This is a genomic window from Microbulbifer pacificus (assembly GCF_033723955.1).
Lineage (GTDB): Bacteria > Pseudomonadota > Gammaproteobacteria > Pseudomonadales > Cellvibrionaceae > Microbulbifer > Microbulbifer pacificus.
The window spans coordinates 4123592-4142887 of sequence record NZ_CP137555.1; the positions used below are offsets into that span (position 1 = coordinate 4123592).

General features: G+C 53.9%; 19 protein-coding genes. 14 read left to right on the top strand and 5 right to left on the bottom strand.

Features of this window, described 5'->3' with window-relative positions; translation table 11 throughout:
* Positions 1-119: 119 nt before the first annotated feature.
* The 9 genes from acnD (at position 120) to R5R33_RS17495 (ending at position 10482) form a co-directional block, all read left to right on the top strand.
* Entirely contained in the window at positions 120-2717 is a 2598-nt protein-coding gene (gene acnD, locus R5R33_RS17450) for a Fe/S-dependent 2-methylisocitrate dehydratase AcnD (protein WP_318953971.1), read from the top strand.
* A 2-nt stretch (positions 2718-2719) separates the two neighbouring features.
* On the top strand, positions 2720-3898 hold the full coding sequence (gene prpF, locus R5R33_RS17455) for a 2-methylaconitate cis-trans isomerase PrpF (protein WP_318953972.1): 1179 nt from the start codon (positions 2720-2722) through the stop codon (positions 3896-3898).
* A 383-nt stretch (positions 3899-4281) separates the two neighbouring features.
* On the top strand, positions 4282-4998 hold the full coding sequence (locus tag R5R33_RS17460) for a cyclodeaminase/cyclohydrolase family protein (RefSeq protein WP_318953973.1): 717 nt from the start codon (positions 4282-4284) through the stop codon (positions 4996-4998).
* Between the two features lie 90 nt (positions 4999-5088).
* Positions 5089-6165 carry a DUF262 domain-containing protein gene (locus tag R5R33_RS17465; RefSeq protein WP_318953974.1) on the top strand — a complete coding sequence of 359 codons (1077 nt, stop codon included), beginning with the start codon at positions 5089-5091 and terminating at the stop codon, positions 6163-6165.
* Complete coding sequence (locus R5R33_RS17470) at positions 6162-6836, top strand: MAE_28990/MAE_18760 family HEPN-like nuclease (RefSeq protein ID WP_318953975.1); 675 nt, start codon at positions 6162-6164, stop codon at positions 6834-6836. Before R5R33_RS17465 ends, R5R33_RS17470 begins: the two co-directional genes overlap by 4 nt.
* Positions 6837-7031: 195 nt before the next feature.
* Positions 7032-7445: a hypothetical protein gene (locus R5R33_RS17475; RefSeq protein ID WP_318953976.1), complete on the top strand. Its 414-nt coding sequence runs from the start codon at positions 7032-7034 to the stop codon at positions 7443-7445.
* A 134-nt stretch (positions 7446-7579) separates the two neighbouring features.
* A complete protein-coding gene (locus R5R33_RS17480) occupies positions 7580-8266 on the top strand; it encodes a hypothetical protein (protein ID WP_318953977.1) in 687 nt (228 codons plus the stop codon).
* A 427-nt stretch (positions 8267-8693) separates the two neighbouring features.
* Positions 8694-9374: a DUF998 domain-containing protein gene (locus R5R33_RS17490; protein WP_318953979.1), complete on the top strand. Its 681-nt coding sequence runs from the start codon at positions 8694-8696 to the stop codon at positions 9372-9374.
* A 124-nt stretch (positions 9375-9498) separates the two neighbouring features.
* Complete coding sequence (locus tag R5R33_RS17495; protein WP_318953980.1) at positions 9499-10482, top strand: hypothetical protein; 984 nt, start codon at positions 9499-9501, stop codon at positions 10480-10482.
* Between the two features lie 145 nt (positions 10483-10627).
* On the opposite strand, the gene R5R33_RS17500 is transcribed toward R5R33_RS17495, so the two are convergent.
* Positions 10628-11479: a hypothetical protein gene (locus tag R5R33_RS17500; RefSeq protein ID WP_318953981.1), complete on the bottom strand. Its 852-nt coding sequence runs from the start codon at positions 11477-11479 to the stop codon at positions 10628-10630.
* A 244-nt stretch (positions 11480-11723) separates the two neighbouring features.
* Here R5R33_RS17500 and R5R33_RS17505 point away from each other — a divergent pair, with 244 nt between their 5' ends.
* From R5R33_RS17505 to R5R33_RS17515, 3 genes are all read left to right on the top strand, one after another.
* On the top strand, positions 11724-14075 hold the full coding sequence (locus R5R33_RS17505; protein ID WP_318953982.1) for a DNA polymerase II: 2352 nt from the start codon (positions 11724-11726) through the stop codon (positions 14073-14075).
* Positions 14076-14111: 36 nt separating this feature from the next.
* Positions 14112-15035, top strand: a complete 924-nt coding sequence (locus tag R5R33_RS17510) for a M14 family metallopeptidase (protein ID WP_318953983.1) — start codon at positions 14112-14114, stop codon at positions 15033-15035.
* A 357-nt stretch (positions 15036-15392) separates the two neighbouring features.
* Positions 15393-15881, top strand: coding sequence for a hypothetical protein (locus R5R33_RS17515; RefSeq protein WP_318953984.1), 489 nt, complete (start codon positions 15393-15395; stop codon positions 15879-15881).
* 156 nt (positions 15882-16037) lie between these two features.
* Here R5R33_RS17515 and R5R33_RS17520 read toward each other — a convergent pair whose 3' ends face one another.
* A complete protein-coding gene (locus R5R33_RS17520; RefSeq protein WP_318953985.1) occupies positions 16038-16469 on the bottom strand; it encodes a potassium channel family protein in 432 nt (143 codons plus the stop codon).
* Between the two features lie 20 nt (positions 16470-16489).
* Entirely contained in the window at positions 16490-16753 is a 264-nt protein-coding gene (locus R5R33_RS17525) for a hypothetical protein (protein WP_318953986.1), read from the bottom strand.
* Between the two features lie 11 nt (positions 16754-16764).
* On the opposite strand from R5R33_RS17525, the gene R5R33_RS17530 reads away from it, so the two are divergent.
* Positions 16765-17184: a M14 family metallopeptidase gene (locus R5R33_RS17530; protein WP_318953987.1), complete on the top strand. Its 420-nt coding sequence runs from the start codon at positions 16765-16767 to the stop codon at positions 17182-17184.
* A gap of 77 nt (positions 17185-17261) precedes the next feature.
* On the opposite strand, the gene R5R33_RS17535 is transcribed toward R5R33_RS17530, so the two are convergent.
* Positions 17262-17747: a DUF4234 domain-containing protein gene (locus R5R33_RS17535; protein ID WP_318953988.1), complete on the bottom strand. Its 486-nt coding sequence runs from the start codon at positions 17745-17747 to the stop codon at positions 17262-17264.
* A 321-nt stretch (positions 17748-18068) separates the two neighbouring features.
* Here R5R33_RS17535 and R5R33_RS17540 point away from each other — a divergent pair, with 321 nt between their 5' ends.
* Complete coding sequence (locus R5R33_RS17540) at positions 18069-18503, top strand: GFA family protein (RefSeq protein WP_318953989.1); 435 nt, start codon at positions 18069-18071, stop codon at positions 18501-18503.
* 154 nt (positions 18504-18657) lie between these two features.
* Here the strand turns inward: R5R33_RS17540 and R5R33_RS17545 are convergent, their stop codons facing one another.
* Complete coding sequence (locus tag R5R33_RS17545; RefSeq protein ID WP_318953990.1) at positions 18658-19137, bottom strand: DUF4234 domain-containing protein; 480 nt, start codon at positions 19135-19137, stop codon at positions 18658-18660.
* Positions 19138-19296 lie beyond the last annotated feature (159 nt).

The window sequence follows — 19296 nt, forward strand, 5'->3', positions numbered from 1 at the left end:
GACTGTCTGCGAGAGGGATCTCGCGGACAAGCCCCCATGGATGGGTTCACGGCGTGTCCTGCAAAGGGGACCCCGGCAGCAGCACCGCCACTCAACGATCCGACTGCGTGACCTGAGAAATGAACACCGAATACCGCAAAAAACTCCCCGGCACCGATCTCGATTATTTCGACACGCGCGAAGCAGTCGAAAAAATCCAGCCGGGTAGCTATGAAAAACTGCCGTACACCTCGCGCATCCTCGCCGAAAACCTGGTGCGCCGCTGTGAGCCGGAAAAACTCACCGAATCCCTCAAGCAGATCATCGAACGCAAGCGCGACCTGGACTTCCCCTGGTTCCCCGCACGCGTCGTCTGCCACGATATTCTCGGCCAGACCGCGCTGGTGGATCTCGCCGGCCTGCGCGACGCCATCGCAGACCAGGGCGGTGATCCCGCCAAAGTAAACCCGGTCGTGCCCACCCAGCTGATCGTCGACCACTCCCTGGCCGTCGAACACCCCGGTTTTGAAAAAAACGCGTTTGAAAAAAACCGCGAAGTGGAAGAGCGCCGCAACGAAGACCGCTTCCACTTCATCAACTGGACCAAAACCGCGTTTGAAAACGTCGACGTAATCCCGCCCGGCAACGGCATCATGCACCAGATCAACCTGGAGAAAATGTCTCCGGTGGTGCAGGTGAAAAACGGTGTGGCCTTCCCGGATACCTGCGTCGGCACCGACAGCCACACCCCGATGGTGGATGCGCTCGGCGTAATTTCCGTGGGCGTGGGCGGCCTTGAAGCCGAAAGCGTTATGCTCGGCCGCGCCTCCTACATGCGCTTGCCCGACATCGTCGGCGTCGAGCTGACCGGCAAACTGCAGCCCGGCATCACCGGTACCGACATGGTGCTGGCGTTGACCGAATTCCTGCGCCGCGAGCGCGTGGTGGGTGCGTATCTCGAATTCTACGGCGAAGGCGCCTCCAGCCTGAGCCTGGGAGACCGCGCCACCATCGCCAACATGACGCCCGAATACGGCGCCACCGCCGGCATGTTCGCCATCGACGAGCAGACCATCGACTACCTGAAGCTCACCGGCCGCGACGACGCGCAGGTAGCCTTGGTAGAAAAATTCGCGAAAGAAACCGGCCTGTGGGCGGACTCTTTGAAAGACGCCGAATACGAGCGCGTGCTCAAGTTCGACCTGTCTTCCGTTACCCGCAACCTGGCCGGCCCGTCCAACCCGCACGCACTGCTGCCGGTGTCCGAACTGGCGAACCGCGGCATCGCCAAAGAGTGGAAAGAAGAAGAGGGCCTGATGCCCGACGGTGCGGTGATCATTGCCGCGATCACCAGCTGCACCAACACCAGCAACCCGCGCAACATGATTGCCGCGGGCCTGATCGCGCGCAACGCCAACAAGCTCGGCCTGACCCGCAAGCCGTGGGTGAAAACCTCCCTGGCTCCGGGTTCCAAAACCGTAAAAATGTACCTGGAAGAAGCCGACCTGCTGCCGGAACTGCAGCAACTGGGCTTCGACGTGGTCGCGTTTGCCTGCACCACCTGTAACGGCATGAGTGGCGCACTGGACCCGGTCATCCAGAAAGAAGTGATCGACCGCGACCTGTACGCCACCGCCGTACTGTCCGGCAACCGCAACTTCGACGGCCGTATCCACCCCTACGCCAAGCAGGCGTTCCTGGCTTCGCCGCCCTTGGTCGTTGCGTACTCCATCGCCGGTACCATCCGCTTCGATATCGAGAAGGACACCCTGGGTTACGACAAAGACGGCAACCCGGTCACCCTGAAAGATATCTGGCCGAGCGACGAAGAGATCGACGCGATCGTCAAACAGAGCGTCAAGCCCGAGCAGTTCCGCGAGGTCTACATCCCGATGTTCGATTTGGCCAAGGCCGAATCTGAGAAGGGCGACCCGCTGTACAACTGGCGCCCACAGAGCACCTACATCCGCCGCCCGCCGTACTGGGAAGGCGCGCTGGCCGGTGAGCGTGCGCTGAAGGGCATGCGCCCGCTGGCGGTGCTGGGTGACAACATCACCACCGACCACCTGTCGCCGTCCAACGCGATCCTGGCCAGCAGTGCCGCCGGTGAATACCTGGCGAAAATGGGCCTGCCGGAAGAGGACTTCAACTCCTACGCCACTCACCGCGGCGATCACCTCACCGCCCAGCGCGCCACCTTCGCCAACCCGAAGCTGTTAAACGAAATGGTGCGCAACGAAAACGGTGAAGTGAAGCAGGGCTCGCTGGCCCGCGTCGAGCCGGAAGGCCAGGTCACCCGCATGTGGGAAGCCATCGAAACCTACATGGACCGCAAACAGCCGCTGATCATTATCGCAGGCGCCGACTACGGCCAGGGTTCCTCGCGCGACTGGGCCGCCAAGGGCGTGCGCCTCGCCGGTGTGGAAGCGATCGTGGCGGAAGGCTTCGAGCGTATTCACCGCACCAACCTGATCGGCATGGGCGTGCTGCCGCTGGAGTTCCTGCCGGGCACCACCCGCACGACCCTCGGCATCGACGGCACCGAAACCTATGACGTGGTCGGCGAGCGCACCCCGGGCGCAACCCTGACCCTGCTGATCCACCGCAAGGATGGTGAAACCGTAGAAGTGCCGGTGAAATGCCGCCTGGATACCGCCGAAGAAGTTTCCATCTACGAGGCCGGCGGTGTACTGCAGCGCTTCGCCAAGGACTTCCTCGAAGCGGAGGCAACAGCCTGATCATGACTTTTGCACCACAAATCAAAGTGCCCGCCACCTACATGCGTGGCGGCACCAGCAAGGGTGTGTTCTTCCGTCTGCAGGACCTCCCGGAATCCGCACAGGTTCCGGGCGCCGCGCGCGACAACTTCCTGCTGCGGGTGATCGGCAGCCCCGATCCCTACGGCAAGCAGACCGACGGCATGGGCGGAGCCACCTCCAGCACCAGCAAAACCGTCATCCTGTCGAAGAGCGAGCAGCCAGAGCACGACGTGGATTACCTGTTCGGCCAGGTCTCCATCGACAAGCCGTTCGTGGACTGGTCCGGCAACTGCGGCAACCTCACCGCCGCCGTCGGTGCCTTCGCCATCAACAGCGGTTTTGTGGATGCGGCACGCGTTCCAGAGAACGGCATCTGCACCGTGCGCATCTGGCAGGCCAACATCAAGAAAACCATCATCGCCCACGTACCCATCACCAATGGGGAAGTGCAGGAGACCGGTGATTTCGAGCTGGACGGCGTCACCTTCCCGGCGGCGGAAGTGCAGATCGAATTCATGGACCCGGCGGATGGGGAAGGGGCTATGTTCCCCACCGGCAACCTGGTGGACGATTTGGAGGTGCCCGGCGTCGGCACCCTGAAAGCCACCATGATCAACGCCGGCATCCCGACCATTTTCGTCAACGCCGCGGATATCGGTTACACCGGCACCGAACTGCAGGAAGCCATCAACGGTGACGACAAGGCGCTGGCCATGTTCGAAACCATCCGCGCCCATGGCGCGGTGCAAATGGGCCTGATCGCAACGGTGGAAGAGGCAGCCGCTCGCCAGCATACCCCGAAGGTCGCGTTCGTCGCGGCACCCAAGGGCTATGTGGCTTCCAGTGGCAAGCAAGTGGACGCAGGTGAAATCGACCTGCTGGTGCGGGCGCTCTCCATGGGCAAACTGCACCACGCCATGATGGGCACCGCTGCGGTGGCCATCGGCACCGCCGCCGCCATTCCCGGCACCCTGGTCAATCTGGCTGCGGGGGGAGGGGAGCGCAGCGTGGTGAACTTTGGCCATCCATCCGGCACCTTGCGTGTTGGTGCGGAAGCGGAAATTGCCAACGGTGAGTGGACCGCCACCAAGGCCATCATGAGCCGCAGTGCGCGGATTCTGATGGAAGGGTGGGTGCGGGTGCCCGGCGATTGCTGCTAGTCTGCCTAGTGGCAGAAGCCGCTAATAGCTGTCTAAGCTGACTTTGAAGGTCGAAAAAGCGAGCCTCAATTGAGGCTCGCTTTTTTTGTGTTTGAGCAGCTTATTAATGGATCGAGGGAATCCGAAGTTCGATCAATATATTTATAGAAATGATGGGTAACAATCTAAGTCATTGACTTTAAAGGTTATTTAAATACTATCGAACGCCCAATATGGAAAATGAAATGCATATTATAAGTTGGGCTGGAGAAAGTTATACCAAATTGCCGGTACAGGTCGATGTAATGGTACCCATGGAGATTCTTTGTGAGTTTTGCTGGAAAGATTTTCTCTTTGAGCAAAAAAGGGGCTAGCCCGTTATTTAGTTAATTTTGGACGTAGCATTGAAACAACAAGAAATACAAGCGTTAAAGGGGCAAGAAATTCTTGCTAGGCCAGCTAATCAATTGCTGAATGACTTTGGGGCGGGAAGAGCTTCGCCCGGATCGGGTAGTGCCGCCGCCCTTCTGGGGCTTCTGGCATCAAAAATGATAATCACAGTTTGTGATATTAGCCTCAGAAAGAGTGAATGCTCAAAATTCCATAAAGAATTTTCTTTTGTCTTAAGTAGAGTTAAGGAAGAGATAGAGCCAAAGCTAAGAGATCTATTTGAAAAAGACGCAAGAGATTTTGAGACGGTAGTAAACCTTAGGGTTTTGCGTGATAAGTCAGTTGACGCCAATGAAAGATCCAAGTTCGCAAGAGAGTCATTGGATCTTTTGCAGGTGGCCACAGATTATACCTTTGAGGTTGCGGAATCGTCATTATCTTTAATGGAGTATGGGGTGACGATGTTTGAGCATGGCTGGCACGCAATACGTGGAGATTCCGGAGTGGCGATTAGCGCTGCTATGTCCGGTGTGATGTCATCGATTTTTATCATCCATCTAAACTTGAAAACCTTGCGGCGAAGAAATTATTCCAAGGAAAATTTGAATAGAATTCGTACACTTCAGTCCAGGCTAGAGGAGTTACAGACGAAGGCGTTTTCTTGTGTGACATACATCAGCTCGGAGTCACTTGAATCGATTCAGTCAATGCAATTGGAGTTGAGTGAATAATAAGTCGATAAATATCGCCACTTTATTCTGGACTGCATAAGATGTGATTTATCTTTAATTTTTCTTTCAGTTTAAAAATGAGGGTTTTAAATGAGTCTCGAAGATGAAATAAGCGAGCGTATTGGGGAAGTTAGGACAGATACGTTTGATATGAGTTTTGGTGAAATTGTTAATCTTCATTATAACAATGAGCTGGTGATTCAGCCTGAATACCAGAGGTTATTCCGTTGGAGTAATCAACAAAAATCGCATTTGATTGAGTCCATATTGTTGGAATTGCCTGTCCCGCAAATATTCGTAATCGAAAATCAGGACGGTGTTTTAGAATTAATAGATGGGCTTCAGCGAACGAGTACTGTGCTTCAGTTTATGGAACCAGATTCCATAAATATGGATCCGCTATGTTTGGAGGGGTGTACGTTAATTCCTGCTTTAAACGGAAAAACATTTCAAGATCTCCCGCTAAGTTTGAGGCTTTCCCTAAAACGATCTCCGATTAGGACGGTCGTCATAAAAAAACAAAGCAAAGGTTTCCTTAGGTATGAGATGTTTAAGCGGTTAAATACTGGGGGTTCAAATCTGGAACCCCAGGAAATAAGGAATTGTTCTGCGAGAATGATTGGTGAGAACGGTGTTGAATTTTATAATTTTTTGGTTGGCTTGACTGCGTTTGAATCTTTTGCTCGATGTGCTGATTATCTTCCTCAGGCGGAAAAAGATAAGAAAGGGGCTGAAGAGCTTGTTCTCAGATTTTTTGCAACCAAGAACGCTCCAGATTTATTTAAAGGAAGTGTTCGAGATTGGCTAGACAATTTCATGGAGGCTATTCTTCTGCAAGATATTGAGTTTGACTTGGAGAAAGAGGCATCAATTTTTAAAGATACATTTAGTGTTATTTACGACAAGCTGGGTGATAGCGCATTTCTTCGGTATAGGGGAAATACGCCAGTAGGTTCGTTACCTCCTGCATATTTTGAGGCAATATCGGTAGGTACGTATAATTCTTTGGAGAAGGTGAGAGTTAAGGATAGGACCGTACTTCGTTCTGCAATTACGGATCTTGTTCAGTCTGTGGATTTTAGGGCGGTTACTGGGCCGGGAGCTAACTCTAGAGAAAAACTGCAAACCAGGATAAACCTTGTTTCTAGCAAGCTTGAAGAGTTATGAACGATTACGAATCGCAAATAGAAAATGATCTTCTTTGGAGGGAAAAGGAGCTTGCCTCTTTAAAGAGGATGGCGATTACAAGTCGAAATAATCAAATTGCTTATCGGGCTATTCTGAGGGCTTCTTGGGCTACTTTATATGCTCATTTTGAGGGTTTTACGAAGTTTGCTTGGGAGCTTCTTCTTGACAAGGTTGAATCTGAGGCGGTGCCCGCCCGCGAACTAAGCGAAAAATTCAGGGCGCTTGCTCTTGAAAAGCCATTTAAGATTTTAAGGGGTGACGCCAGCTCTGAAAACCTATTGTCTTTTTTTGATTCAGGGATGCAAGAATTTTTACGGAGCCCTGTCATTTTTGATCCAGAATGCAGATTATCCACTGATTCAAATTTGTGGCCGAACGTGTTCGAGAGAGAGTGTGCCAAAATTGGTGTTGCGTCGAGAGAGTTGGATAATGGAAGGGCTAGGATTAAAGCTTTGGTGGCGCGAAGAAATGAGATAGCTCACGGTAAAAATATGACGGTCAGCTCTGTCGATGAATACTCTGAGTATGAGCAGGCGGCGCTTCTCGTCATGCACGATCTGGCTTTGCAGGTTTTAGATATTATCGAAAATCGCGGCTACCGCGTAACTAATTTCCCCGCCCAAACTATTACTGCCGATTCCTCTGAATAATGGGCAGTATCAGATCTTTGTGGAGTTGCAATGCTAGGGAAGCCCTTATCCAATAATTGGGGTCAGATCAACTTTATGGCACTGATTTTACTGATAGTGTGTGATGCCTGAGTTTTGAACGGATCCTAAACTACATTTTGGGAAATTGGCTGGGCGGCGTTCCTAGGATTTGTATTTTCAAGAGTTTGGAAATGTATGAAGTTTCTAGTTTCAAATATTGGTGACCGGAACCATCAGGATATTTTTTCTGGTATTGCCTCTGGTGCGTTTTTTGACCTATCACCAAGGCAGCATGGCTGGAATGATTACTACCAAATTGGTCTAAACGACGTTGTATATGTGATATCAAAAGAGCGTCGAGTAGAGCATGGTTTTCGAGTTCTTGGGATCGTCGACGGCGTGGATCTTGAGGTCGATGATGTATGGGGTGAAAAGGTTAGATCCGTTACCGGCGGAAATCTTCGAGTGCTTTTTGGGCAGCGTGTGGACTATATCGGGATCGATTACTCAGATTTTGTCAGGAACAATGGCATTGTCAGCCCAAAATTGAATCCTGTGACCGGCAAGATGTACCCCGGATTTAATTGCGTGAAGTTTCCCGAAGTTTGAAATTAAAATAAATATTGGGGTCAGAGTAAAGTATTCTGTTTGAATTATTATGCTTCATAGGTTTTTGTTGTAGCACCCACTGAATTTTCCGTCCATTAGTCTATTGCCATAACAAAGAGCGAGGGAGAAGCTTGATGGCCAGATTACCGCGCCTTGGTCCTGCGGGGATTCCGCAGCATGTCATACCGCGTGGCAACAACCGGCAGGTTCGAATTCAGAGTGTTTTTCAAAAAAGGATTGTAAAGTTGAGTTATGTAGAAAGGTTTATAGATGCGATTGACTACACTCGCAGTTTGGGCTTAAAAATCGAAAAAAACCCAATACCGCTTAGTGATAAGATTAAACTTTCAACTATGCAGAATATTTTTCAGCTATGTGGGGATGCGTTATATCACTATGGCTATCAAACTTCAGAAAATTTAGCAGGTCAATGTACACCTGTTCATTTAATGCTGCAGTCGCATCTTAAAAGTGACATGAATATCGATAGCTTTATCACGGTAGGTGATCGATATTGGGCTGATTACATTTACTGTGAAATGTCTAAAAATTCTATAGAAAGTGAGCTTAAAAACCCGAGTATCGGTGGAGGTATTAAAGCTCATGTTTGGCTGACACTTACTGATGGTACGATTTTAGACTGTACCGCAGAAGCACACGCAGATCTACTTTTCAAACGTGGTCTACATCCTGCCCATAAGTGCATAATGCTCGTTGATCCAAACCAAGAAGAAAACGTCAAGATTGGGTATCATAGACCTTACCTGATAGGAACTGGTTTTTTAGAAAAAACAGGCATATATCAGGTTGTTCATCCATAACAAGGCGGGGCAGACAGGCTCAGGGCCTTCGGCCCTCCGTGGGGCAGCGTTCGGTGCCTAGGCTCAACTTAATTAATAAAATGCGTATATGGAAGAATGTAGAAAAATAATAAATGGGGTTAGATCAACATTATGAAACCCTTTTGCTCCCGCTGAGTTTTCCATCCGTTAGTCTATGGCCATTACCAAAAGGGAAGGGAAGGCTTGATGGCCAGATTGCCGCGCCTCGGACCTGCAGGGATTCCGCAGCATGTCATACAGTGGGGCAACAACCGGCAGGTTTGATTCGGTTCAGAACAGGACATGGTCGTATACGCCGGTTGGCTAAAACAGTATGCAAAGGAGTTCGATATTCAGGTACATGCCTGGGTGTTGATGACCAATCACGTGCACCCGCTGGTAACTCCGAACGTATGAGGCTGGGTCCATGCATAGGAAACCACTAGACACGGAAATTGATCACCACACGGCTAAATTCATCGTGGGATTTATCGCCTTGTCACTTGCGATTTTTACCGACTTGCTGACGCCTGGGGTCAGCATTAGTTCGATTAGCCTGTCATATCATTTGACGGATAATGCCCGCAATGTATTCGTTGGATCTCTTTGCGTAATATCGGCTTTTCTCTGGTCGTATAATGGCTACTCTTTGTTTCAAGCTGTCTTGAGTAAAGTCGCAGCAGTCGCGGTCGCAGCCGTGGCATTTTTTCCATGCGATTGTTTTACCGGTAGGGGTGTTGAGGAGGTAGCCAGAGAAGCCACGATGATTGGGATTGTCCATACGGCCTCGGCAATTTCAATGTTCATTATCCTCGCAATTTTTTGTTGGCTGTTTTACCTGAGAGCGAAAGAAAAAGATTCCAAAGAGGCGAAGGTAAGGGGGCTAATTTATAGGATATGCGCAGTCGCTATGGTTGGCGCCATGGCCATACAGCTGCTCGATATTCTGGACTGGGTAGATTTTAGCGGTATTACTCACCGGTTGACTTACTATGTCGAAGCGACAAGTTTGTTTGCATTTGGTGTTGCATGGCTGACAGCGAGCCGAATGTTGCCATTTGTTACCAATGAAGACGAGCGTATAAGAATCGAGCTTTCTGGACAGTAGCCGATTTTATGGGGTTGTGTGCATTTCTCGGTATTGGTTGTTCTCTGTTCTTTTGCGAGTAAATTCAGGGGCGATTCAGTTGCGCCGGGTTAAAAAGCAGGTGTGAATCCAAGGAGGACGCACCATGCGCCAGGTCCCACACCGATTACTCGCCGCTCTTACCATCACTTTGACGCTCGGTGGCTGTGTCACCTACCCAGCAGCTCCGCCGGTGATCGGCGGGGGCACCTATGTCCGCAAGGCTACTCCGGTTTACTCCTATACAGTGATCACCGATCCCGGCTATCGCTACTACGACGCTTCGCTCGGCGTTTACGTATTCTACGACCGCAGCGACGTTTTCTTTCGGCAGGGGCATTACTATCGTTGGTATCAGGACCATTGGATCAGTGCCAGTCACTGGCATGGCCCCTGGTATCCGGCCCCGAATTTTTATGTCTCGGCAAACTTCAATGATCACTGGCATACGCGCTTGCGCCGCCATGGCCAGCACTATGCCGGAGGACACGACTACACACCGCCGCGCCGGCACGATCGTGACGACGGTTACAACCGGCGGGACCGGCATGAAGGCAACGGGCAACGACATGATCGTCGTGAGGAGGGGCGGGATCGCCCAGGGCAGGGCCAGGATCGTGGCCGAGGTGGCGAACAGGGATTTGCTGGCATAGCCGAGCCAAAGCCGCGGGCGCCTCAGGTGGATAACCGAGGCGGGGATCGCCGTAATGAACGCCAGAACCCACGTCCGAATCCAGGCCGGGACGTGCGCGCAGTCAAACTTGCCGACAAGCCAACCGGCATTCGCGACCCGCGAGTTGTTCCTGCGTTAGAGCGTCCGGCAACCGATCGCCGCACGGTGCACGACAGGCGCAAGCCACAAAGCCAGCGCGGCCAGCCCCAACCCCAGCGCAATGCGCCGAATGATCAGCGCAATGCTGCCGCGAAGCCAGCTTCGTCCCAGGAGGGCAAGGAACCTAAGAGTGAGCAACCAAAGAAAAAGACGCAGAAAAAGAAGTCCCAAAAGACAACGGATAAGCGCGATCAGGTAAACCGGGTGCGTGAGCCGCTTACCCACCGGTCCAATGAACCACGCCGTCAGATCGATTGATCCCATTTATTGAAAAAACACCCGCTGGACTGGAAACCAATGTGTTCAGTGGCGTTGTGGTTGACCACCAGGCCGCGGTGGATACGGCTAAATCCAGCCGGGGCCGGGCGTTCGAGTTCACGGATTGATTGGCTCGGTAGGAGTCCTACACCAGGTGGTTGAACGTGCTGCTGCTGCGGCTCTGTTTTCCGTGTTGGGCAACGCGGACGCCAATGGCGGCTTCGATCAGCGCGGTCACATCGTCTTCGATGCCGTGCGCGTCACGCTCGGTAGGCTGATTGGCGTAGAAATGCCATGGCGAGTGATCGCTCTGAGCGAAGTTGCCTACCCCGGAGAGGGTGGTCTTGTAGCACTCCCGCATCCACTCTTCGACCTCAAGCTTGATGGTCGGACGCTTGAACCAGGTCGGACGGGCGGTGCCGCAGAAGGTCCGGAAGTAATTGCGCGCGTTCTGGGAGGCCTGATTGGACACGTTCAGCGGCACGCTGAGCCATTTGGAGATCATCTGAGGCGTCGCGGACACGTCGGTGCCCTGACTGACCTGCTGGAACATCTGGATCCGATCCTGCACTGAGCCCATGCCGTGGGCATTGGTGTGGGCGTTGATCTTGGTGCTCGAGTTCTGGTCGGGGAACTCGATTTCGCCGCCCGCGAGACCCTGCGAGATACGGAAAAACTGCTCGCTGTGGCGGGTCTCGTGGTAGATCGTCGCGCACAGCTCCACGAAGTCCTCGTACATCAGGCTGGCGCTACTGGTGTAGTTGGCGTTCAGCTTCAAGCGCCAGCTGCCCCAGTTGAAGGAGCCGCACAGGCCCGGGCCCAGATGATTGTGGGATATGGTCGGCGTGGGCATGAAGGTCGTCATGTCACGAATCGCCTGCTCGATCGACTGCCGCTGACGGGTTGTCCGGCTTCCGCCGGCGCGGTTCCAGTCCTTCCAGACATTGCGCATGCGGTTCGCGAAGGTTTGCTTCGTCGCTTGGAGATGGAGAGTCATCGTCTTGCCTCCCTGGCTGTTATTAGATTGCCGATGTTTTCTGACTCGGCGGCGCGAACACTCCTGATTCGGCTGCGAGCATTTTTGCTTGCCTTGTCTGATCATTCAAGGATGGCTTGTAAACTCCGCGACGAATGGGGCCGTCAGAGCTCTCTAGTCTAACGCTGGCGATTGCTGATATCTGTGTATTTATCCAGTACAATGGCGCCAGCCTCCAATCCACGCATCAATCAAGAACAGTCTCTTGCCTCAAGGATTTCTCCTCACTCGCCACAGCTTTGATCAGCGCGGTAGCACCTGCATCCACTATTGGCTGGCCACGCCCGAGGGCCCGGTCAAGCTGGTCATTGAAGGTGAGCGCGCGGTCTTTATGGTGAAGGTGGCGGACCGCACCCAGGTGACCGAGGCGCTGGCCGGCGTGCCCTGCGATTGGCAGCAGCTGGGCTTCCAGACCTTTGGTCGCGAGGAAGCGGCCATGCTGTATTTCCCCACCATAGACGCTCATCGCCGTGCCCAGACTCTGTTGCAAACTCGCGGCATCGAGGTACTGGAAGCGGATTTTCGTCTCCACGACCGTTACCTGATGGAGCGCTTTGCCCGGGGTGGCCTCTACTTTGAAGGTGTCGCTCAGGCCAGAGACGGCTATACGGAATATCGGCAGGTGCGCCTCAGGGGCGCCGAGGTGCAGCCGGATTTCAAGGTGGTCTCCCTGGATGTGGAGTGCTCCGGCCAGGGAGAGCTGTATTCCATCGGTCTCTACGGTCATAGCGTGGAAGAGGTGCTGATGGTGGGCAAACCGGAGGCCGCCGACACCACCATCCACTGGGTGGATGACGAGCGGGCGCTGCTCGAGGCCCTGGAGGCCAGAATCAAAGCCCTGGACCCGGACATCATCATCGGTTGGTCTGTGGTGGAGTTTGATTTTCGGCTGCTGCTGAAAAGGGCCGCTCGCCATGGACTGCACCTGAAGCTGGGGCGCGGCGGCACCGATGCCCGCTGGCGCGATGGCGGGGAGGGCAGCCAGGGTTTCGTAACGCTTCCGGGGCGGGTGGTGCTGGATGGCATCGACGGACTGAAGAGCGCCACCTACAACTTTGAAAGCTTCAGCCTGGAATTCGTGGCCCAGACGCTGCTGGGCAGGGGTAAGGACACCGAAGACGTGGACAACCGCCTGGCGGTGATTGAACATGATTTTCGCCATAACAAACCTAAGCTCGCCGCTTACAACCTGGAAGACTGCCGCCTGGTCTGGGATATTTTCCAGCACACCCGCCTGCTGGATTACCTGCGCCTGCGTGCCCAGCTCACTGGCCTCGAGCTCGACCGCAGCGGCGGCTCGGTGGCGGCGTTTACCAACCTCTACCTGCCCAAGCTACACCGCAGCGGCTATGTGGCGCCCAACCTGCCGGCCGATGGCGGCTTGGCCAGCCCGGGCGGCTATGTGATGGACTCCCGGCCGGGCCTGTACGACAACGTGTTGGTGCTGGATTTCAAGAGCCTTTATCCAAGCATTATCCGTACCTTCAAGATCGATCCTATGGGGCTGATTGAAGGATTGGCTGAGGAGCTGGAGGAGGGCGATATCATTCCCGGTTTTCGCGGTGCGTGCTTTTCCCGTGATAAGCATTTCCTGCCGGACATCATTACCAATCTCTGGGCCCAGCGCGACATCGCCAAGCAGGAGCAGGATGCTGCCCGCTCCCAGGCCATCAAGATCATCATGAACTCCTTCTACGGGGTACTCGGAAGCGGGGGCTGCCGTTTTTACGACACGCGCCTGGCCAGCTCCATCACCCTGCGTGGTCACGAGATCATGCAGCAGACGGCGCGCTGGATTGAGGAGCTGGGTCACCAGGTCATCTATGGCGATACCGACTCCACCTTTGTGTGGCTGAGTGGCCGCCCCAGCCTTGAAGAGGCGGATGCGATCGGCAAGAGCCTGGCCGGCGAGATCAACACGCGCTGGCGGAACAAGCTCAAAGATGAGCTCGCGTTGGAGTGCGAACTGGAACTGGAATTCGAAACCCACTACCAGCGCTTTTTGATGCCCACCATTCGCGGCTCGGAGGCCGGCTCCAAGAAACGCTATGCGGGCCTGGTAATAAAAGGGGGCGAGGAAAAGCTGATATTCAAGGGGCTGGAAACGGTGCGCAGCGACTGGACGCCACTGGCCAAGCAGTTCCAGACCCAGCTCTACGGGATGGTGTTTAAGGGTGTTGATCCGTCCGACTATGTCCGCGAGACGGTGGAGAAAACCCGGGCAGGGGAGATGGACGAGCATCTGGTGTATCGCAAGCGGCTCCGGCGCAAGCTGGAGCAATACGTAAAAAACGTGCCGCCCCAGGTGCGCGCGGCGCGACTGGCCGATGAACACCGTCGGCAGCAGGGGCTGGAACCCCGCTACCAGAACAAGGGCTGGATTCGCTACGTGATCACCCTCAATGGCCCGGAGCCAGTGGATCACCGTCAGTCACCGATGGATTACCAGCACTATATCGACCGGCAGCTCAAGCCGGTGGCTGATGCCATATTGCCCTTCATCGATCTGGATTTTGACAGTCTGGTGGATGGCCAGCTGGGCCTGTTCGGGGTGTAGAATGCCTCCCTCGCTCATCATTGGAGAACAAGCGATATGAAACCGGGCAAAGTATTCTATCCAGTCGGTACCCCCGGCATCCCCTGGGGTGACGCGGAACGCGCTGAATGGTTGTCGCGCCAGACCCGCCACCGCAGCTATGCGTCTGAGGTGTTAGACAAGATCGAGCAACTACGCTCGCGCTTTGACGTGGAAGAATACGGCCGCCTGGAATATGGCGATGAAAGCTTTCCGCTGCTGGCGTTCCGCAGCCGCGACTGGCGTGACGATCTGCCAGTGGTGCTGGTGACGGGCGGTGTGCACGGCTACGAAACCAGCGGTGTACACGGGGCGCTGCAGTTTGTGGATCAGCATGCCGCGGACTACGCCGGCCGCGTGAACCTGCTGGTGGCGCCCTGTGTCAGCCCCTGGGCCTACGAGCGCATCCACCGCTGGAACCCGAACGCCATCGACCCGAACCGCTCCTTCCGCGAAAACAGCCCTGCCGAAGAATCGGCGGCGCTGCTGCGTCTTGTGGAACCCATCCGCGACCGTGCGCTGATGCATATCGACCTGCACGAGACCACCGATACCGACGAAACCGAGTTCCGCCCAGCACTGGCCGCCCGCGACGGCAAGCGGTACATACCGGGCGGCATTCCGGATGGCTTTTACCTGGTGGACGACAGCGAGAACCCGCAGCCTCAATTCCAGCAGGCGGTGATCAAAGCGGTGAAGAAGGTCACCCATATCGCCCCTGCGGACGACAATGGCGAGATCATCGGCTCCCCGGTGGTGGCGCGCGGCGTCATCGAATACCCGCTCAAGCAGCTGGGCCTGTGCGCCAGCATCACCAACGCCCGCTACAAGACCACCACCGAGGTCTATCCCGATAGCCCGCGCGCCACGCCCGAGCAGTGCAATAGCGCACAGGCCGTCGCGGTGTGTGCGGCCATCGACTACGCGCTGGCGCACCGGTAACACAAAGAAATACATGTAGCTATAAATAGGGTCGGATCAACGCAAGGGCGTTACTTGCTCCAAAGTAGGTAATGTAAAAAATATTGATCCGACCCGAATATTTTCCGATTTTTGCCGCAAATTAGTCGCGTATACCCACCTAATAAGAACACCATAACGTTTCTGGCAAACTAGGCTGTTCAAATCCTAGGCCGTAGTTTCTTCTCAAGAATATATTCTTGCGGGTGGGTGAATAATCAGATGCTAATGTCCTGGTCGCCTCTAGGTGTCGATGCTTTAGGTGCGATTGTATCCGCTTAAACACTTTTCCTTGAACTGGAACCCGGACGCAGGCCGTCAATTGCGACAGGTAATCAAATGAAGCCAATACTGAGCAAGTCTTCGAAGCTGGCCCGGGATATATTTCACATTGCTTTTTCTATTGCCTTCCTTGCGATCTGCGCGATCATTATTATCTACACAACCTATGGGTTATTCACCTTTCTGTTAAGTCATCAGATTTTTGACGCAAAAAATGATCTTCCCGCAGTCGTTCTGAATGCCATCAGCAACCTGGTGGTTGCGCTGGCAATTTTTGAATTGCAAATGGCCATTAGTATTGAAGCCCGCAAGCCAATGACGTCTGACATTGTTCATGCGCTTAAAATCATCGCGCCAAGATTCATTATGGTTATCAGTGTCGCGCTAATGCTTGAGGGGCTTATTCTGGTGATCAAATATGGGCAGGCCGAAAATATCAGTAACCTCTATTTTCCAGTTGCCGTTATTCTGGGTGCTGGCTTTCTGTTGATTGCACTGGGCACATTCCTGAAGTTGTGCCCAGATAGAGGTATTGAGCTGGAGTGATTTATTCCGTTTGTATGCGCCGAGATAAACATAGCCCGAACCCTACCTTGGGCAGGTGACGCACCAGCACATCAAAAAATTGCATAGGAAGTCGACGGTCGGGCTTCCTCTTCAACGGGCAGGCTCACCGGTAGGCTCTTACACAACCATGCACATTTATTCTTGCGGCTTCTGATAAACCCGCTGTACCACAGCCAGTACTACTGCCGTGGTCCAGCCAAACATGATGATGCCGATGGCCATCTGGAATGAAGACAGCAAACGCAGGCTGCCCTCGAGCACGATGTCGCCATATCCCAGGGTGGTATAGGTCACCATCGAGAAATAGAGGGCGGGCTCTGCTTCTTTGAATGCACCCAGAAACTGGTATACCTGAGCCCAGGTCATCACCTCGACCACCGAGGCAAAAAACATCAGTAGCACAACCGCGGACACCACCATCGGTCTTGCTGTGGGCAGGAACGGATGAGCCGGATGCAATCCCGCGATATGCCGACTCCAGCGGATGGCGATGGTCATCGCCAGCGCGTGGATGATCGTATTCACCACCAGTAACGCCGATGCAATCAACAGCACTTTAATCAGCATTTATCTGCCTTAGTCAGTCGCTATTCACGAAATACCTTACGCCAGCTGCCGGTGCGCTCAAGCATTTCTTCACGGGTTTCCGGTGGCACCAGTTCAGCCGGTGACAGATCTCCACGCACCTGCCAGCCGCCACCCAGCGCTTGGTACACCTGTAAGAGATTGGCGGCCACGGCACCGCGTGTCTGCGTCAGCTGATCCTGCTGGTTGGCGTTTGATGTCAGAGTAGTGATCACCGTATTGAAGTCCACTAGCCCGTTGGTGTATTGCGCGGTGGACAGCTCCACCGAGCGCCGTGATGTATATCGGCCTGCACGAAACCACCGATAGCGACGAAACCGAGTTTCGCCCCGCACTGGCCGCCCGTGACGGCAGGCCGTATGTACCGGGTGGTATTCCCGATGGCTCCTATCTGGTGGACGACAGCGAAAACCCGCAGCCGGAATTCCAGCAGGCGGTGATCACGGCGGTGGAGAAGGTTACCCACATCGCCCCGGCGGATGAAAAGGGCGAGATTATCGGCTCAACAGTGGTCGCCCACGGTGTTATTGAATATCCGCTCAAGCAGCTGGGCCTGCGCGCCAGCATCACCAATGCGCCCTACAAAACCACCACCGAGGTCTACCCCGACAGCCCCCGCGCTACCCCCGAGCAGTGCAATACCGCCCAAGCCGTCGCGGTGTGTGCGGCGATCGACTACGCGCTGGCGCACCGGTAATTACTTACCGGGCGAATCTTTCTGGCAGAAAAAAGGGCGGGGTAGCCCCGCCCTTTTGGTTTATGGGTGAAAAGAGATTACTTCGCGATTGAAGTCTGGCGATCGTCGATAAATTGGTTGATCTTGTACTGTAGATAAATTACGTCGAACAGGAACGTCAATATCGGGCTCAACGGATAGGGGGTTCCGGCGCTCTCGGTCATAAGATCCTTCAGACGATTTTTTACCTTGAACAGGCTTGTAAGCAGAGTCACCAGGTAAATGATATTAATGGCACCTAACGTCCATACCATTTCCGGGAATCTGTACTCCATGACAAAGCTTGATGCCAGTGATATGGCCATCAGGTAGAGCCAGATTGGCGCTAAGGGTTTGGGTTGGATTCTGTTGAGGATCTGGGCGTGGTTGATGATCCAGAAAATCGGGTAAATCCTCAGAGTGACAATAGAGAGTAGAAATACCCACCAGGCACTGAAACGCCTAAAGTTTTTTGAAATAGGGTCATTCGCGGTAGCCGTGAGACACAAGTCGGCGGTTGGTGCACTGTACGGGTTGATTTCCACAGGATCCCCCTTTGCTGTTGTTATTGCTTATGTAGTACCTACCGTTCAATCACTGTAGGTGAACATCATCGTGTGCGCCACATCGTGCGTCGTGCAGATCTTTGCTGGTGGCACATTTTTAAATGTAATCAAACATCGCTACGCCCGCTCTATTCGGGGACACGCTCAATAAGTGCAGTTGGGCCAAGATTGTGGCGTCAATTTGCTTGGGCCGTGTAGTGTCAGCTGGCAGATCCGACTTAAACAGTTTTCGTTGCAGAAGCTGAAAAGCGCAAACTTGTTCTAGCATTGTTGCGTGGCGATTAACCTGAAAGGTGCATCATGAGCAACGAGGATAAGTACAAGGGAAGCTGTTTTTGTGGCGCGGTCCAAATAACCGTCACGGGCGAGCCGGCCGCGATGGGTTACTGCCATTGCGAGTCGTGTCGGCACTGGTCTGCGGGCCCGGTAAATGCGTTCACCCTGTGGAAGCCGGAGGCCGTCCAAGTTACCCAGGGTGCCGATAACATCGGCACATACAACAAGACGCCGCAGAGCTATCGCAAATGGTGCAAAACCTGCGGAGGCCATGTTTTTGCCGAGCATCCGACACTCGGCCTGACGGACGTCTACGCCGCGGTTATACCTTCCTTGCCTTATAAACCTGGCGTGCATGTGAACTACCAGGAAGCCGTGCTGCACATCCACGACGGGTTACCCAAGCTGAAGGATTTTCCGGCAGAGTTTGGTGGTTCCGGTGAAATCGTCCCGGAATAGCACTTTGGCTTCCTGACGTTATGGCACCCATTCTGGTGCTCCAGGCGGCGATCGATTGCGTGCTGGCGCACGGGTAAAAAATCGCGCGGGTATTTCTTTCAGATAGCAAAAGGGCGGGAATCCCCGCCCTTTTTGTTTTAGCGCTGAGGGGGCGTTATACCTCGCCCTGCGGCTGGCTGTTGTCGATGAACTCGTTGATCTTGTACTGCAGGTAGATGCTGTTGAACAGGAACGTCATAACCGGGCTCAGTTCATAGTTAGAGCCGGTGCTTTTGCTCATCAAGCTGTTCAGGCGGTTTTTCACTTTGAACAGGCTTGCTACGTAAGTTACCAGGTAGGTGACGTACAAAATCAGGTAAACAATTCCCTGCTCTGGAAATACAAAATCCGCCACAAAGCTCAGCACCAAGCCGATGGCCATCAGGTTGATCCAGGCGGGCGCAATCTGATCTTCCTGGATACGGTTGACGGTCTGGGCGCGAGTATAAACCCAGTAAACCGGATAGATTCCCAGCGTTACAAACGTGAGCAGGAATACCCACCAGGCGCTGAAGCGCTGGAAGTTGCCCGAAATAAGATCATCGTTGGCGACACTCAGGTCAGCCGTGGGTGCGCTATACGGATTGGATTCCATAGGAAGATACCTTTTAAATCTTGTTATTTTTGTGCCGCGCTGTCCCTCGCTCAAACAAGAGCAATGTTGTAGCGTGCGCCAGAAGCGTACCATATCTTGAGAAAGTACAGGGGCCTTCCGGCCCCCATGCTCAGTGCTGGAAATTCCAGCGATAAACGG

What these genes read in the sequence shown, in the direction of transcription:
- acnD (WP_318953971.1), top strand. Translation starts at nt 120, where the DNA reads ATGAACACCGAATACCGCAAAAAACTCCCCGGCACCGATCTCGATTAT.
- prpF (WP_318953972.1), top strand. Translation starts at nt 2,720, where the DNA reads ATGACTTTTGCACCACAAATCAAAGTGCCCGCCACCTACATGCGTGGC.
- R5R33_RS17465 (WP_318953974.1), top strand. Translation starts at nt 5,089, where the DNA reads ATGAGTCTCGAAGATGAAATAAGCGAGCGTATTGGGGAAGTTAGGACA.
- R5R33_RS17470 (WP_318953975.1), top strand. Translation starts at nt 6,162, where the DNA reads ATGAACGATTACGAATCGCAAATAGAAAATGATCTTCTTTGGAGGGAA.
- R5R33_RS17475 (WP_318953976.1), top strand. Translation starts at nt 7,032, where the DNA reads ATGAAGTTTCTAGTTTCAAATATTGGTGACCGGAACCATCAGGATATT.
- R5R33_RS17480 (WP_318953977.1), top strand. Translation starts at nt 7,580, where the DNA reads ATGGCCAGATTACCGCGCCTTGGTCCTGCGGGGATTCCGCAGCATGTC.
- R5R33_RS17490 (WP_318953979.1), top strand. Translation starts at nt 8,694, where the DNA reads ATGCATAGGAAACCACTAGACACGGAAATTGATCACCACACGGCTAAA.
- R5R33_RS17495 (WP_318953980.1), top strand. Translation starts at nt 9,499, where the DNA reads ATGCGCCAGGTCCCACACCGATTACTCGCCGCTCTTACCATCACTTTG.
- R5R33_RS17500 (WP_318953981.1), bottom strand. Translation starts at nt 11,479, where the DNA reads ATGACTCTCCATCTCCAAGCGACGAAGCAAACCTTCGCGAACCGCATG.
- R5R33_RS17510 (WP_318953983.1), top strand. Translation starts at nt 14,112, where the DNA reads ATGAAACCGGGCAAAGTATTCTATCCAGTCGGTACCCCCGGCATCCCC.
- R5R33_RS17515 (WP_318953984.1), top strand. Translation starts at nt 15,393, where the DNA reads ATGAAGCCAATACTGAGCAAGTCTTCGAAGCTGGCCCGGGATATATTT.
- R5R33_RS17520 (WP_318953985.1), bottom strand. Translation starts at nt 16,469, where the DNA reads ATGCTGATTAAAGTGCTGTTGATTGCATCGGCGTTACTGGTGGTGAAT.
- R5R33_RS17530 (WP_318953987.1), top strand. Translation starts at nt 16,765, where the DNA reads ATGTATATCGGCCTGCACGAAACCACCGATAGCGACGAAACCGAGTTT.
- R5R33_RS17540 (WP_318953989.1), top strand. Translation starts at nt 18,069, where the DNA reads ATGAGCAACGAGGATAAGTACAAGGGAAGCTGTTTTTGTGGCGCGGTC.
- R5R33_RS17545 (WP_318953990.1), bottom strand. Translation starts at nt 19,137, where the DNA reads ATGGAATCCAATCCGTATAGCGCACCCACGGCTGACCTGAGTGTCGCC.